General features: G+C 61.7%; 16 protein-coding genes. 8 read left to right on the forward strand and 8 right to left on the reverse strand.

Going from position 1 to position 14,069, the window contains the following annotated elements; translation table 11 throughout:
- Positions 1-110: 110 nt before the first annotated feature.
- The gene (locus AC56PL_RS07345) at positions 111-968 is read left to right on the forward strand and encodes an arylamine N-acetyltransferase family protein (RefSeq protein WP_497153373.1); all 858 of its coding nucleotides are present in this window, start codon (positions 111-113) and stop codon (positions 966-968) included.
- A 160-nt stretch (positions 969-1,128) separates the two neighbouring features.
- Here AC56PL_RS07345 and AC56PL_RS07350 read toward each other — a convergent pair whose 3' ends face one another.
- Positions 1,129-1,452 carry an amphi-Trp domain-containing protein gene (locus AC56PL_RS07350; RefSeq protein WP_495515687.1) on the reverse strand — a complete coding sequence of 108 codons (324 nt, stop codon included), beginning with the start codon at positions 1,450-1,452 and terminating at the stop codon, positions 1,129-1,131.
- A gap of 185 nt (positions 1,453-1,637) precedes the next feature.
- Here AC56PL_RS07350 and AC56PL_RS07355 point away from each other — a divergent pair, with 185 nt between their 5' ends.
- Positions 1,638-1,769, forward strand: coding sequence for a hypothetical protein (locus AC56PL_RS07355; RefSeq protein WP_495515688.1), 132 nt, complete (start codon positions 1,638-1,640; stop codon positions 1,767-1,769).
- A 278-nt stretch (positions 1,770-2,047) separates the two neighbouring features.
- A complete protein-coding gene (locus AC56PL_RS07360; protein ID WP_497153583.1) occupies positions 2,048-4,402 on the forward strand; it encodes an arylsulfatase in 2,355 nt (784 codons plus the stop codon).
- Positions 4,403-4,462: 60 nt separating this feature from the next.
- On the opposite strand, the gene AC56PL_RS07365 is transcribed toward AC56PL_RS07360, so the two are convergent.
- From AC56PL_RS07365 to AC56PL_RS07380, 4 genes are all read right to left on the reverse strand, one after another.
- Complete coding sequence (locus AC56PL_RS07365; protein ID WP_497153374.1) at positions 4,463-4,879, reverse strand: DUF427 domain-containing protein; 417 nt, start codon at positions 4,877-4,879, stop codon at positions 4,463-4,465.
- Positions 4,880-4,943: 64 nt separating this feature from the next.
- A complete protein-coding gene (locus AC56PL_RS07370) occupies positions 4,944-5,774 on the reverse strand; it encodes an acyl-CoA thioesterase (protein ID WP_497153584.1) in 831 nt (276 codons plus the stop codon).
- 307 nt (positions 5,775-6,081) lie between these two features.
- Entirely contained in the window at positions 6,082-7,017 is a 936-nt protein-coding gene (locus tag AC56PL_RS07375) for an aldo/keto reductase (protein WP_495515690.1), read from the reverse strand.
- A gap of 14 nt (positions 7,018-7,031) precedes the next feature.
- Positions 7,032-7,856, reverse strand: a complete 825-nt coding sequence (locus AC56PL_RS07380; protein WP_497153375.1) for a sugar phosphate isomerase/epimerase family protein — start codon at positions 7,854-7,856, stop codon at positions 7,032-7,034.
- A gap of 172 nt (positions 7,857-8,028) precedes the next feature.
- Here AC56PL_RS07380 and AC56PL_RS07385 point away from each other — a divergent pair, with 172 nt between their 5' ends.
- Positions 8,029-8,421: a VOC family protein gene (locus tag AC56PL_RS07385; protein ID WP_497153376.1), complete on the forward strand. Its 393-nt coding sequence runs from the start codon at positions 8,029-8,031 to the stop codon at positions 8,419-8,421.
- Positions 8,422-8,440: 19 nt separating this feature from the next.
- Here the strand turns inward: AC56PL_RS07385 and AC56PL_RS07390 are convergent, their stop codons facing one another.
- Positions 8,441-8,713, reverse strand: coding sequence for a hypothetical protein (locus tag AC56PL_RS07390; RefSeq protein WP_497153377.1), 273 nt, complete (start codon positions 8,711-8,713; stop codon positions 8,441-8,443).
- 814 nt (positions 8,714-9,527) lie between these two features.
- Here AC56PL_RS07390 and AC56PL_RS07395 point away from each other — a divergent pair.
- Positions 9,528-9,845, forward strand: coding sequence for a LysM peptidoglycan-binding domain-containing protein (locus AC56PL_RS07395; protein ID WP_495515694.1), 318 nt, complete (start codon positions 9,528-9,530; stop codon positions 9,843-9,845).
- 59 nt (positions 9,846-9,904) lie between these two features.
- On the opposite strand, the gene AC56PL_RS07400 is transcribed toward AC56PL_RS07395, so the two are convergent.
- Positions 9,905-10,393 carry an FBP domain-containing protein gene (locus AC56PL_RS07400; RefSeq protein WP_497153378.1) on the reverse strand — a complete coding sequence of 163 codons (489 nt, stop codon included), beginning with the start codon at positions 10,391-10,393 and terminating at the stop codon, positions 9,905-9,907.
- Between the two features lie 203 nt (positions 10,394-10,596).
- On the opposite strand from AC56PL_RS07400, the gene AC56PL_RS07405 reads away from it, so the two are divergent.
- Positions 10,597-11,304, forward strand: coding sequence for a hypothetical protein (locus AC56PL_RS07405; RefSeq protein ID WP_497153379.1), 708 nt, complete (start codon positions 10,597-10,599; stop codon positions 11,302-11,304).
- A gap of 6 nt (positions 11,305-11,310) precedes the next feature.
- Here AC56PL_RS07405 and AC56PL_RS07410 read toward each other — a convergent pair whose 3' ends face one another.
- Positions 11,311-11,727: a hypothetical protein gene (locus AC56PL_RS07410; protein WP_497153380.1), complete on the reverse strand. Its 417-nt coding sequence runs from the start codon at positions 11,725-11,727 to the stop codon at positions 11,311-11,313.
- 142 nt (positions 11,728-11,869) lie between these two features.
- Here AC56PL_RS07410 and AC56PL_RS07415 point away from each other — a divergent pair, with 142 nt between their 5' ends.
- Together AC56PL_RS07415 and AC56PL_RS07420 are read left to right on the forward strand one after the other, a co-directional pair.
- Positions 11,870-12,022: a hypothetical protein gene (locus AC56PL_RS07415; RefSeq protein ID WP_495515698.1), complete on the forward strand. Its 153-nt coding sequence runs from the start codon at positions 11,870-11,872 to the stop codon at positions 12,020-12,022.
- 487 nt (positions 12,023-12,509) lie between these two features.
- Positions 12,510-14,024 carry a UDP-N-acetylmuramoyl-L-alanyl-D-glutamate--2,6-diaminopimelate ligase gene (locus AC56PL_RS07420; protein ID WP_495515699.1) on the forward strand — a complete coding sequence of 505 codons (1,515 nt, stop codon included), beginning with the start codon at positions 12,510-12,512 and terminating at the stop codon, positions 14,022-14,024.
- Positions 14,025-14,069 lie beyond the last annotated feature (45 nt).

Below are 14,069 nucleotides of genomic sequence, written 5' to 3' on the forward strand. Positions count from 1 at the left end.
ACCCCGGTTGCAGATCGTTCCAGATGTCGGCAATTGAGTATTCGCCCCCATCGAATATGTGGCTCGCAGGGGCTTGACTTCAAGTGGGGTTGAGGGCGAATCATCGAGAGATGGTCATATCCGGGAAGCTCGACACCGCTGAACCGTCCGTCGACATCGACGCCTACCTCGCTCGCATCGACGTCCACAAGCCGGTTGATCCGACACCGCAGACCTTGCACGCGCTGGTCGCAGCCCACACCCGCACCATTCCCTTCGAGAATCTAGACCCACTGCTCGGCATACCGGTGGTGGATCTGAGCGCGCGAGCGCTGACCGAGAAGCTTGTGTTCCGTCGTCGTGGTGGCTATTGCTATGAACACAACGGACTCATGCGGTACGCCCTCGAGGCGGTGGGTTTCGACGTTCGGCCGTTGGCCGGTCGTGTGGTGTGGATGCTCGGCGCCGATGCTCCCGTACCGGCCCGGACACACCACGTATTGTCGGTGACCGTTCCCGACACCGGTGTCGAATACCTCGTGGACGTGGGTTTTGGTGGCCAGACGTTGTCGTCCCCGATTCGGATGGTGGTCGACGAGGTCCAATCGACGCGGCACGAGCCTTACCGGATCTCAAGGGCCGCAGACGAATACCAGCTCGAAGCATACCTCCGTGGAAGTTGGCATCCGCTGTACACGTTCTCGCGAGAAGCGGTCCCGCAGATCGATCTCCAGGTCGGCAGCTGGTACGTGTCCACCTACCCTGACTCGATATTCGTCGTGGGAATGACCGTCGCGCGAGTGACCGATGATGCCCGGTGGAATCTCCGGGGGCGAAACCTGACCGTCCATCATCGGGATGGGACGTCCACCCGGACCAGATTCGAGTCTGCCGCCGAGGTGATCGAGGTCCTCGATCTACGCTTCGGTATCGACGTGACAGCGCTCGATGGGTTGGACGAACGCGTAGACGCGGTCCTCGACACTTAGATCCTGATCGACCAAGCCACGTCCGGCGCGGACGTGGCGATTTGGCGACCAAAGCCTCTGTGTACGTGGAAAATTCGGTATCCATCCGCGGAGCGAGATTCTCGCCCGTCTCGCGTGAGGCGCAATAGGGGAGATCGTTGCAGACTGTCGGCGCCGCGGTCTACTTGCCCGCTGCTTTGCGCGGGGCCGCGCGGCGAGTCGTCTTTGATTGCGCTTTGGCCGGCTTTGCCGGGGGCGCGCTCTCCGAAGTGTTCGGGCCGCTGTCATGCCAGCTGATTTCGATTTCGATCTCGGTTTCGTCCCCGTCAACTTCGACTTCGAGCTCGAACTGGACTTGGTCCGCGACTTCGACAGTGATGGAGTCGCCGCCGGTGCCGAGTTCGACCTCGACTCCCTCGGCCAATGCTCGACCGAGCGCGATCAGCTTTTCTGACGCCTGCTTGCGAGAAAGCGTAGATGTCCGTTTGATCTCCAGCTTTGGCATACGGGGCTCCTGATATCCGTCGGGTGTACTCACCGTATTCCGTCTTGGCGGTGTGATCCTTGGATCGCTGTTTTACCCATTTTCAGCCATCGATCGACAAGCCCACTAGCCGATTGTGTGGACTGTGGTTCATTGCCGCGACTTCTCGAGAACGCGCGCGCCATTCGACTCGAGCCGCGCGCTGAATGGTTGCCGAAATCTATGGTCCGTACATCAACGAAGAGCTCGTCGGGAAGGCCATCAAGGGCCTCGATGCGAACGACTTTCGTTCCACCAATCCGCGCTTCACCGGAGAGAACTTTCAGCGGAATCTGTGACCGGCCGACGAGGTCACGGCGATCGCAAACGACGTGGGTGTCACCCCTGCGCAGATTGCTTTGGCATGGCTTTGGCCCAGCGCGACGATATCGTTCCGATTCCGGGGGCTTCTCACCCATCTCGGGTGAGGCGCAGACGTGGGATGTCCTTGCAGACTTGAGCGGCGGCAGCAGTAGTTGAGTTGGATCTCCACTCCGGTGAGATATCGGCGGCTCGTGTCCTGAGCGGCGTCCGCGCAGTGATCGGCCACGACGAGGAGTCGACGATGGTGGACAAGTTGAGCGCGGGCCGCGGGAGTCTTCCGATTCCAGATCGCGAGTATCTGGGACTGGTGACGTACGACGCGAAGGATCCCGACACCAGCTTTCCGCCGATCGAACCATTGTTGCCGCCCGAGGGTGCACCGAATGTGCTCGTCATCCTGCTCGACGATGTGGGCTACGGGGCCAGCAGCGCATTCGGCGGGCCATCGAACACACCGACGGCGGAGCGTCTTCAGGCCGGTGGGCTGACCTACAACCGATTTCATACGGCGGCGCTGTGTGCGCCGACTCGGGCTGCGCTACTCAGCGGCCGCAACCATCACTCGGTCGGGATGGGCATGATCACCGAGACCGCCACGTCGGCGCCGGGTTCGTCGGGAGTGCGGTCGAACACCAAGGCAGCACTGCCGATGACGTTAAAACTCAACGGATATTCGACGGCACAGTTCGGGAAGTGCCATGAAGTGCCGCCATGGCAAACCTCGCCGGTGGGCCCGTTCGATGCATGGCCGACCGGAGGTGGGGGCTTTGAGCACTTCTACGGCTTCATCGGCGGTGAGAACAATCAGTACTACCCGGCACTGTATGACGGGATCACACCCGTTGAGGCCGACAAGACCCCGGAAGAGGGCTATCACCTCACCGAAGATCTAGCCGACCGCGCAATCGACTGGATGCGGACCCAAAAGGCGCTTGCTCCCGAGAAACCGTTCTTTCTCTACTTCGCGCCGGGCGCCACCCATGCACCCCACCACGTGCCCCCGGAGTGGGCCGATAAATATGCCGGCAAGTTCGCCGACGGCTGGGATGCGCAGCGGGAGGCAATCATCGCGAGGCAGAAGGACCTCGGCGTGGTCCCCGCCGAGGCCGTGCTCACGTCGCGTCCGGACGCGATCCCGTCGTGGGATGAGATGAGTGATGAGCTCAAACCCGTCTTGGAGCGGCAGATGGAGATCTATGCCGGGTTCCTCGAGCACACCGACTTTCACGTCGGCCGGGTCGTTGACGCCGTAGAAGAGGTCGGCGCGCTGGATAACACGCTGATCTACTACATCATCGGCGACAACGGTGCCTCGGCCGAGGGCACAGTCAACGGTGCGTTCAACGAGATGGCGAATTTCAACGGGCTTGCCGCGATCGAAACACCAGAGTTCATGGCGGAGATGAAGGACAAACTGGGCGGCGTCGATTCCTACAACCACTACTCGGTGGGCTGGGCGTGGGCGATGTGTGCGCCGCTGCAATGGACCAAACAGGTTGCTTCGCATTGGGGTGGCACCCGCAACGGAACCATCGTGCATTGGCCGGCCGGGATATCGAGCAAGGGCGAGGTTCGGTCGCAGTTCACTCATGTGATCGACGTGGCACCAACAATTCTCGAGGCTGCAGGTCTGCCTGAACCGACGTTTGTCAACGGCGTGCAGCAGGCGCCGATCGAAGGCACCAGCATGGCGTACACGTTCGATGCGGCCGAGGAGCCCGAGCGTCACGATCTGCAGTACTTCGAGATGGCCGGTAACCGGGGGATCTATTTCAAGGGTTGGAGCGCAGTGACCCGCCACAGCACTCCCTGGCTTCCAGCCGAAGAACTTGTTGCTCTCGACGACGACGTATGGGAGCTCTACGACGGTGCCAAGGACTGGACCCAGGCGCACGACCTCGCACAAGAGCAGCCGGAGCGGCTGGCCGCGCTGCAGCGGCTATGGCTGATCGAGGCGGTGAAGTACAACGTCCTGCCCATCGATGACCGCCGATTCGAACGTTTGAACGCGACAATCGCCGGCCGGCCGCAACTGATCAAAGGCACGACCCAGGTGTTGTTCCCTGGGATGAAACGCCTCAGCGAACACAGCGTGATCGACATCAAGAACCGGTCGTTCAGCGTCACCGCGGCGATTGACAGTGCGACTTCCGGTACCACCAGCGGCGTGATCATCGCCCAGGGTGGCCGATTCGGTGGCTGGGCGCTGTATATGAAGGATGGGGCCGCCGCATTTGTCTACAACCTGTTGGGAATGGCCGAGTTCACGGTCGTGGCCGATAAAGTACTTCCCGCCGGCAGTCACCAGATTCGCGTCGAATTCGTCTATGACGGCGGGGGACTCGCCAAGGGCGGAGGGGTGACGCTGTTCTATGACGGTGCCGTCGTCGGGGAAGGTCGGGTGGAACAGACTCAACCGCTGATCTTTTCTGCGGACGAGACCACCGACATCGGTGATGACTACGGTCTGCCCGTCAGCGCTGCCTACGCCGGCGCAAGCAAATTCAACGGCCACATCGATGTGGTCCAGATCGATGTCGGCGACGACGATCATTCCCACCTCATCGACCCGGAAGACATCTCGAGGGTGGCTATCTCACGGCAATGAACCTCATCGCGTTCAACGATCGTCGCTCCAGGTGATGCCCGGACGACGGTAGGAAAGCCGCTATTTGCCTGTCACCGGTGGACGCCACGACACCGCAGGATGCGCCTGCCCCACGCGGATGTCGACCGAATCCTGGTAGAACGCAACGTATCCGCGGAGTTGCATTACCTCTTCGAACGGGGTCTCGTAGCTCCAGCAGATCGTGGAATCGCCATCATCGTCGAAACGCCAGTGTGTGGCTTCACCTTTGAACGGACAGCGACTCTTTGTATCGGGGTCGAGGGTCAGCTCGACGTGAATGTCGGTGCGGGGGAAATAGAAGACCAAACCATGGTCTTGCTCGTCGACGAGGAGCGAACGGGACGTCTGCGCCAGCGGTCGACCGCCGACAGACGCCGTCACGACATTTCGGCGGGCGAGGATGTCCACGCGATAGTCGGGTCTGTCTTTGAAGGCGCTGATGTGCTGTGTTGTCATATGGGCTCCTGGGGAAGGAATGGCAATGCCGATCACAGGCCGGATCTGCCAGTGCGTCTGCGGTTCACAGTCGTTTCGCCGATGGAATGCCGGCGTCCGCAGATCTGATCGGCCGGATGATGGCTTCCTGGGTGAAGGAGGCCAGCAACTCGCCGGCTTCGGTATGCACCTGCCCGCGCACGTAGGTCATCCCGGCACCGACCTGCGTGCTCTCATGTGAGTAGAGAATCCACCCGTCCCACGCCACCGGTTCGTGGAAGCCGATGGTCACAGTCATCACTCCCGTGGATACGGTCTGATGCGCCTGGCTCGTGCCGATCCCGGCGTGCGCCCGCATGGTCGTGGAAACCGACAGATGGCCGGTGAAGTGCGCCAGCAATGCCTTCGCCAGGTCGTCGCGGTCGGGGATTGGGTCGTAATTGAGCCACGCGTATAACTCGGGTGGACCCACCTCGTCGGGGCTGTTGACGTCCACGACGTCGACGAGGCGGACTTCGCGTCCGGTCATGGGCATGTCACGCCAGTTGGACTCGGCGGGTGACGCCACATCCGGGCGGGGAGCCGAGTGTCGGATGATGTCTTCTGTCGGTACATCGGCGAGCACCGACACCATCGCGCATCGCCGGCCGCCCTGGCACACCGCCACATTGGCGCTCGCCATCGATCGGCCTTCGTGGATCACGTCCACCTCGAACTCGACTGGAAGTGTGGCATCGACAGGTCGGGTGAAGACCGCACGGGCCGACCTGATGGACTTGCCGGGAAAACGCTTGGCGGTCGCCACGATCGCCTGGGCGAGCAATTGCGTGCCGTCGGCCACCTGTCGCGCCCCGCCGTCGCTGGTGCCGGTGAACCAGTCGGGCCCCGCCTCCTCGACATCGAAGATGTCGAGCATCCGCTCGACGGACGACTCGGTCAAGTCGGTCGTGGATTCCGTAGGTGCCACTGTATCGGTCCTTAACTCGCGGTCTGGATCGAGAGGAAGCTGCAGTCGAGAAGCAACGTACCAGGCCACTCTTGTTGTGTGGGTATAACTTCTGCCCTCGTCCAAGAGTTGAGCCTTGCCATGAAGGCGTTCGCGCGTCCGGGTACAGGGGTGTCCGAGGGCACCCCCAGCCCGACTCAGACTGCCGCCATCGAAGGTGGGAACGTCGTGGAAGTTCAGGTTTCGTGGGTGACTGGCGTCGGCGGAGTTGTCGGTTTCAGCCGACCGAAGAGATGCTGTCCAGCCGATCTAGTTCGGCTGCGGTCAAAGTGAGATCGACCGAGGCGAGTAGGGCATCGAGTTGTTCCGGGATACGGGCGCTGGCGATGGGTGCGACGATCGTCGGTTGTTGCCTCGTCCACGCGAGGGCAACGGTCGCGATCGCGACGTCATGGGCCTGTGCGATGGTGTCGAGTTCGGCGACCACCGCGAGCCCGTCGGCGCTGAAGAACCGGCCTGCCAATGGTCCGCGTGCCGCCCCCTCGAGGTCTGCTTCGGTTCGGTACTTGCCGGTGAGGAATCCACTGGCCAATGCCCAGTACGGAAACACGGCGAGGTCGAACTTTTCGGCGAGTGGCCGCATCTCTGCCTCAAAGCCCTTACGTGCTACCAAACTATAGTTGGGCTGCAGGGCAATGGGTTTGGCAAATCCGTTGTCTTCGCACACCGACAGCCACTCGGCCACCCGGTCTGCGGAGTAGTTCGAGATCCCGACATGTCGGACCTTCCCCGACTGGACCAGAGCATCAAAGGCGGCGATCGTTTCGACCAGCGGTGTTTTCGGGTCGTCGTAGTGCGCGTAGTAGAGGTCGATGTAGTCGCTATTCAGACGTATCAGCGAGGCCTCCGCGGCCCGGGCCACGTTGTCTGGAGCCAGACCAAAGGTCTCCGCCCGCAGGCCGACCTTGGTCGCGAGGACGACGTCGTCGCGCCGTTCACGTTTCTGGAACCACTGTCCGAGAATCGTTTCCGAGTCACCATCGGTCTTGCCGGGCTGGGTGTAGCTGTCCGAGGTGTCGATGAAGTTGCCACCTGCCGCCACGTAGCTGTCGAGCACGGCGAAGGAGGTGACAGGGTCGCTGGTCCAGCCGAAGGTGTTGCCGCCCAGGACCAGTGGGTAGACATCGAGGTCCGAGGTGCCGATACGCGTCATGTGTGTGTTCTCCGTCAATTGATGTGATCGATCTGTGCGAGCATGTTGCGGGTTGCTTCCAAGGCCTTACCGAGCTGTGCAGAGAGTGGCACACCGGCCTGCATCGCCGAGCGAATGGGCAACTCGAGGCTGATGACGAGGTCGCGGGGCAGGACGGCGAGGATGTCGAGGAGCGGTAACTCGCCGGTTCCCGGACACATCCGCTCGAACATGGACTCCTCCATGTAATCGTCGATGACCGGGACCCGTGGTGCGTCACTGATTTGGACGTAGCCGATGAGGTCTGGATCAACTGTGGCGAGGTCATCTGCGCCGGACCCGGACCTGACGAGGTGCATGGTGTCAACAAGGATCCGGAAGTCTTTTCTGCCAACAGCTTTGACTGCGTACAAGGCTGTGTTCAGATCGCCAATGGTTGTCCCTGGACTGAACTCGACCGTCGTTTCGATCCCGCTCTCGGCTGCCATCTCCGCGAGGATGCCGAATTGATCGATACTGCGGCTCAGATCTGGGTCGAGCGAGACGGTGTTGACCCGGGCGACCCCGAGTTCGGCCATGAACGCCAAGTCAGTGGCTTTGTCTCGGATGTCCATGCCGCCACGAATCGACATCCCCTCGCCGAGGGATATGGTCACCCCCCTGTCCCGCATGGCTGCGCGCATCTCCCGCCGCAGAGCAGGATCGTCGCGCAGCGAAAATGGTGGATAAAAGGGTGCGTCGTACGGGAACGACGTCAAAGCCGACGAGATGTGGCGGCAGCCGAGGTCTGCCGCCAGCTCGATGTGTTCGACGGGCGGCAACCCGAAGACGCTGAGCATCTCGATTCCTAGTCGCTCCATTGCCTTCTCGCTTTCGATGGGCCCCGACGAACTCCCCGTGGCCGTGCAACTGTTCCGGCTTGGCGAGCGTCAAGAATCATGTTCTGAAATTGCAGAATATCATTGTCCACTGTGGAACTGTTGCTCTTGCGTCGCTCATTCCGTGCCGGCGCGAGCCAAGGATTGGAGCCACATGGTGTTGGACCGGATCGAGGTGGGGCTCGTCAGCGCCAATGACGCCCTGGTGAACTTCTATGCAACCGTTTTCGAGATGGACAGGCTCGAAGTCACCGAAGCAGGTTCGGGAACAGTGCACCGGCTCGGGGCGGGCGGCACGGTCCTCAAGGTGATGGTGCCCACGCAACCGCCGACGACGGTCGAACCGTCGGGTTCGTTCCTCGCTGCAACCGGTTTGCGATATCTCTCGTTCTACGTCGCGGGCGGACTCGACGAACTCGTTGAACGAGGCATCGCCGCCGGCGGTCGGCTACAGATGGGACCAATCGAGATCGGTCCCGCGCAACGACTTGCGTTCTTCTCCGATCCCGACGGAAACACCTTGGAGTTGGTGGAGGGACTCGGCTGACCCGGTGTAGGACCCACGCTTACGGGTGGTTTGTCCGGGCCCACCCGATCAGTGCACTCAGCGCTGGTCCGCCGCCATAGTTGTTGTCGTTTTCGGATGTCCCCGTCGCGGCGGATTTGACCATGGTGTCTCCGATCGTGCTGCCGACGCCGACCACCCGGGGCCATGATTGCCAGTATGCCTCGCCGTCCCAATCATCGTCGTACGAGCGATAAACCGCGTATCCGGTGACATCACCGATTCGTTCGCTGAACACCAGTACCGCGGCCCGATCACTGTCCCGGATCCCCACCCGCCGGCTGTGGCAACCTTTCCCGTGATTCGCCAGGGAAATGTCTGGTCGTGGAACAGGTAGCGATCATCGGCGTCGAAGATCGACCCACCCTGCCTGCGCAACTTTTCACCAGTCGGCACATCGCGCCACACATGCGGTGCCCTTGTCGGTCTGAAGACGGTCTCCACCCCGCCGGGGCGAAAACCGGGCAGTTCGGACGCGAAGTCCGCATTGTCAAGATGTGTTCGGGACAGGGGGATGGCCTCGGGACGGAAGTGATCGCGCACGTCGGGCCAGCCGCGGGTGCCTACTCGGCCGACCACCCTCACGCTGCGCTCCGAGCGCTGAATCGTGAGATCGCCGGTCGCGTCGGGATCGATGTCGATAAGGGGGACTTCGATGCTGGCATCACTTGGTGGATCAGCATCGATCGACGTGGCGTGCTCCAGATCCTCTTGGGTCAGTGGACGAGTCATTGCGATCTCCGTTCGTGCATCAGAAGGTGTCGGTAAGACCGTAGGTTCGGGTGTGACGCGGTGTCGCGAGTACTGCACTACTCGAATCGGTCGCGTTCATCCGTTGTCCCAATAGGCGGTGGCAAGCTGCGGAAGTCGGCGATGAACTGAAGTGTGGGTATTCCACCACACGAGGGAATGTGGCTGTGTCCCTTTTCGATTGCTGCGCTTACGACACCACTACTCGTCGTCGCGCGTTTCACGGCCAAGGATTCGCGTAGCGCGCTACTCGTTGTTGCGGTCTGTGGTCCGAACAGAATTGATGCCATGCGCGCCGTTCATCAGCGGCGCGGAAATCCCAGAAGAGAGGAACGATCATGGCAAAGAAATACAAGGTGGCCGCCGGTGACACATTGTCGGGATTGGCAAACCGTTTCTATCGCGATGCCAGCCTTTTCGAGGTGATTGTGATCGCGAACGGCCTACCCGACCCGGATTTCATCAGGACCGGTCAAATTCTGTTGATCCCGGGACTCACCAAGAAGTACAAAGTGGTCCCTGGGGACACACTGTCGGAATTGGCGGACAGATTCTACGGGGATACCTCGATGTACGCACTCATCGCGGCGGCGAATCACATTCCAGATCCGGACGTCATCAAGGTCGGCCAGTTACTCCGAATTCCTGACCTCTGATCCGGCTGCACTCCATTTCGCCTTTGCGAGAGCCCGTCCCGAGCACCCTGGGATGAGCTCTACCCCTTGAGGACTCGACGGGCGAAACCGGATAGATGTATTTGGAGGGTCGTGATGCGCTGCTGCTTCACGATCTCTGGATCGTCACCGCTGAACATCTTCGGTTGACGTGCCCGGGCGTTCGCGGAGCATTGAAAGTGCGTGCAGACCAAAGTTCCGACGGTGTTGCCGTTGCGTCCGGACGTCCCGGCAAGCTTCGCACTGTAAAACGCCACCTCGTTGGGTAACTGGACGTCCTGACAGAACGAGCACAGCGGACGTCGGTGCGGTTGTCGACCACCGAGTTTGAGCATGATGCCAACCATCTCATCGTCAACCGGAATGACCATATAGCCGGCCTGGATCAATTTCGGATCCCGCCAGCCGAGAAAATCCAGTTCGTCCCAGTCGATCTCATCGAAGTTCGATGGAAGTGTCAGAGCTTTGCGTTCGCGCACGGATGCGTTCACGAGAGAGTTGCGGACCTGTTGGTCGGTCAAGGGTTGCATGAGTGTCCTGATCATTGTGTATTCGCCGATGGGTGTGGCAAAGCCGACGCGGGCCATGGGAAAGGCACACGCGTCTGCGGGGCGACGAAGTCAGTTGTTGCCGACGATCACGCCGGCAACCTCCTGACGCCCATCGGGCAACGACATCGGCAGGTACACGACGAGCAGGATGCCACAGGACCGACCCGAGGACAAGCGGATTCATGGACGCGATCCTCGAACAGTTCGTATTCGGGTCGATGACCGTTACGCAGATGGACAGTATGCGTCGCACGGCGCCATTTCACCGCGACGCCTTCGATCAATTCCTCCGCCGGGCAACTCGATGTGCGGTCGGTGAGGGCACCTGGGACACATTTGTCCTGGGAAGCCAGCGGTATCTGAAGGTCATGCACCGGCGCCTATTCGAGGTGCCGCCGCTGATCCCGCCTGACGTGGCCGAAGCGGTCGCCGAGATCCTGTCGCGGTTCCGAAGGAAGGAGCGCGACGAGCCAATTCTGGAGGGGCACCAGGAAACCACCGAGTATCAGAAGTTGCTCGGTGAGGAACTGATGCTGACACTGGGTGGTGACCACGGCGACGGTGTGAATGGCGCGGGCACAAGGGCATTCGGCAAGATGATGTCGGCGCGAATCGGTGATGGTTTCGTTCACCCTGTCGTCGGGGGCCACCTGTGGAGCGATCTTCCCGCGGCGCCGCTACCGAGCTCTGATGGCGGCAGGCATATGACCGTTCTGTCTCACGTTGCTGCATTCGTCGAGCAGTGGAGATCCACTCCGGCTGACCGGCCGCGCTGCGAGCGATTGATTCTCGACCGCGCCCACGCCCGGGGTTGGCGCGTCATCGACATTCCAGGCCGCGGCGATCACACAGCCGGGTGGTACGCGGATTCAGCGAGAAACGATCATTGAGTCAGGCTATGAGATGCTTCGCGATCCTGTTGTGCCTGCGACCTGCCACTGCGCGTTGATCTTTTTCACTACGTAGGTGAGGCCGTGGCCGCAGACGTTTCCGCAATAGAATCCGGCGCCAACATGCACGACGTCGTCTCCCAGATGCTTGATCGGACCGAGTCCGATGATGACGCCGTGGTTGTCCACCCCGGTGACGCCCTGGGGGTCGGGATCAATCTTCAGTTTGGGGATGGGAATGAACTCTACGGGCGGCAGGCCTTTGGATTGGCTCATGATTTCGCTTTTCAGGCTGTCGCTGAACGGCCCACCCTCAGCGTTGAGCGACAGCTCAGGGCTGCGCGGTGCCATCCCGTCGACGATGTACACATACTTGAATGGAGATACTCCGTTCGACAACGCGAAGGTGTTGTCGATGGTCACGAGCTGGTGTATGACGGCTGTGTAGATCAACGACTCCGCGGCACTATGGCATTCGCCGATCTTCCGGGCCAAGAACCGCTCCATCAGCTTGCTGTGGACTGCAGTCGTGTTCGCGACCGCGGTTGCTCATACCGTCGCTGGGATGTTGGCAGAAGCCACCATCATCGCCGGGAACCATCCCGGGGGTCTTCTCCTGAACTGGCTCATTCCGGCCGCGTTGATCATCTTCGCCGTGAAGCGCACCCGCGCTATTGCCGAGGCGTCGTCGTCGGCCTCGACCCGGGTTGCAGTCTGAACCTGGCGATTTCTCGCACGAGTGAACCGGATGGCCGATGTGGTCGGGCCATCTGCACCAATGACAGAGCCGCTGACGGTGAGGTCAGCGGCTCTGTGCACGAGGACGATGCCCGTCAATGCGCCTCTCGGCGAAAGGCCGCTCGTGGCGGCAGAGTGTAGGACCCGGGGCAATGAACCGGGCACCGTCGATTTCTACAACCGCCATTGATGGGCATGTATTCCAAAGTGCCGGGTGTGTTCGTCGTCTCGCGCGGCCGGTTGGTCGCAGGGGCGTACGCGGCTGGTTTGCGATGCTTCGACGGTGGGTATCGCTCGCTGATGAAGCAGTCGATGACACCGCGGGCATGCGGCGTGATCGACACTGGGGTTTTGATCAGCCCTGCGACTCGGACATTCACTTTTGGCCTCTTTCGGCGCGATAGCGCGATAACGGTGGCCGCCTTCCCCCTGACCAGGTCGAACACGGGTCGACCGGTCGGAATTCGATGAGTGAGCTCACCGGCCATCCCGCCGCGGCGCCTGCCGCGGATGCTGAGATCACGGTGTCGGCTCTGGCCGGGTTCCTGGGGGCCAGGCTTGTCGGCGATCCGGGTGCGGGTCGCGCGGTGGTGCGGGACGTCGGTGACGACTCGCGCACGTTATGTGCAGGTGATGCCTACGTCGCTTTCCGCGGTGGGCGCTGGCATGGGCTGGATTTCGAACTGGAAGCCCTGGCCGCCGGTGCGGTGGTCGTGGTCAGTGACCGGCCCTCTGCGGTGCTACCGAGTGTGCTCGTGGACGATCCGCGAGCAGTCATCGGCCCGCTGTGTGCATGGTTTCATCGCACGCGGACCGCTGAACTACAGGTCTTCGGCGTCACTGGCACCAACGGAAAGACCAGCACCGCACACTTTCTCGATGCCGGACTCGATGCCGCCGGGGAAGCGGTGGGGCTGATCTCCGGCGCCAGAATCAGGGGACCGGGCTGTGATCTGGTGCCCGAGCGCACCACACCCGAGGCGACGACGCTGCATCGAACACTGGCGCACTTTCGCCGCGAGGGGGTGACCGCGTGCGCGATGGAAATCTCCTCGCACGCCATCGATCAACGGCGAGTCGATGGCATCCGGTATCGGGCGATGGCTTTCACCAACCTCGGTCGTGACCATCTCGACTACCACGGCACGATGGAAAATTACTACCGCACCAAAGCGGCCATGTTCACTCCCGAGCGCACCGACATAGCGGTGGTGAACATCGACGATTCCTACGGTGCTCGTCTGGCTGCCACCACAACAACCCCAGAGGTCTGGACGTGTTCGACCGGCGACCGGACCGCTGATGTCTACGCCGACGGGATGTCGTCGACCGCGACGGGTTCCCATTTCGTAGCGCACACACCGAACGGGCAGGTGCCGGTGCGGCTGCAGGTATTGGGCCCGCATCAGGTCAGCAATGCGCTGGTCGCACTGACCGCCCTTGTCGCCGACGGGGTGGACGCTGTTGCTGCGGTCGAGGGCATATCGTCTCTGCACGCCATACCCGGCCGGTGTGAACCGGTCCATGCCGGGCAATCGTTCACCGCCATCGTTGATTACATGCACAACACCGCCGGACAGCAAGCGTTGCTGCCGTATCTGAGGTCACTGGCGAGGGGCCGCCTGATTGTGGTGGCCGGCGCCACCGGGGGCCGCGATCGCAGCAAGCGGCATCCGCTGGGTCGGTACGCCGCAATCCACGCGGATCTGCTCATCATCACCGACGAAAGCCCGGAAGATGAAGACCCCGCAGTCATCCGGTCAGAGGTCCTCTCTGGTGCCCGGCAGGCGCACCACGCTCGCGTGGTCGAAGAACCCGATAGGCGGACGGCCCTTGACCTGGCGGTGGCGGCCGCGGGTCCGGGCGACGTGCTGGTGGTGGCGGGCCGTGGCAGCGACACCGTTCAGAGGTTCGGAGCGAATACCGCCTATTTCGACGATCATGCGCAGCTCCACCACGCAATCACCAGTGCCTGCACGTGATGTATCGGTGCGGGACGAACTGAGGCATGTCGCTGCAAGTTCCAG

Source organism: Williamsia sp. Y721 (genome assembly GCF_059683565.1).

Bases quoted from the DNA above. Each gene is read 5' to 3' on its own strand.
- AC56PL_RS07345 (WP_497153373.1), top strand. From the start codon at position 111: ATGGTCATATCCGGGAAGCTCGACACCGCTGAACCGTCCGTCGACATC.
- AC56PL_RS07350 (WP_495515687.1), bottom strand. From the start codon at position 1,452: ATGCCAAAGCTGGAGATCAAACGGACATCTACGCTTTCTCGCAAGCAG.
- AC56PL_RS07355 (WP_495515688.1), top strand. From the start codon at position 1,638: ATGGTTGCCGAAATCTATGGTCCGTACATCAACGAAGAGCTCGTCGGG.
- AC56PL_RS07365 (WP_497153374.1), bottom strand. From the start codon at position 4,879: ATGACAACACAGCACATCAGCGCCTTCAAAGACAGACCCGACTATCGC.
- AC56PL_RS07370 (WP_497153584.1), bottom strand. From the start codon at position 5,774: ATGCTCGACATCTTCGATGTCGAGGAGGCGGGGCCCGACTGGTTCACC.
- AC56PL_RS07375 (WP_495515690.1), bottom strand. From the start codon at position 7,017: ATGACGCGTATCGGCACCTCGGACCTCGATGTCTACCCACTGGTCCTG.
- AC56PL_RS07380 (WP_497153375.1), bottom strand. From the start codon at position 7,856: ATGGAGCGACTAGGAATCGAGATGCTCAGCGTCTTCGGGTTGCCGCCC.
- AC56PL_RS07385 (WP_497153376.1), top strand. From the start codon at position 8,029: ATGGTGTTGGACCGGATCGAGGTGGGGCTCGTCAGCGCCAATGACGCC.
- AC56PL_RS07395 (WP_495515694.1), top strand. From the start codon at position 9,528: ATGGCAAAGAAATACAAGGTGGCCGCCGGTGACACATTGTCGGGATTG.
- AC56PL_RS07400 (WP_497153378.1), bottom strand. From the start codon at position 10,393: ATGCAACCCTTGACCGACCAACAGGTCCGCAACTCTCTCGTGAACGCA.
- AC56PL_RS07405 (WP_497153379.1), top strand. From the start codon at position 10,597: ATGGACGCGATCCTCGAACAGTTCGTATTCGGGTCGATGACCGTTACG.
- AC56PL_RS07415 (WP_495515698.1), top strand. From the start codon at position 11,870: ATGTTGGCAGAAGCCACCATCATCGCCGGGAACCATCCCGGGGGTCTT.
- AC56PL_RS07420 (WP_495515699.1), top strand. From the start codon at position 12,510: ATGAGTGAGCTCACCGGCCATCCCGCCGCGGCGCCTGCCGCGGATGCT.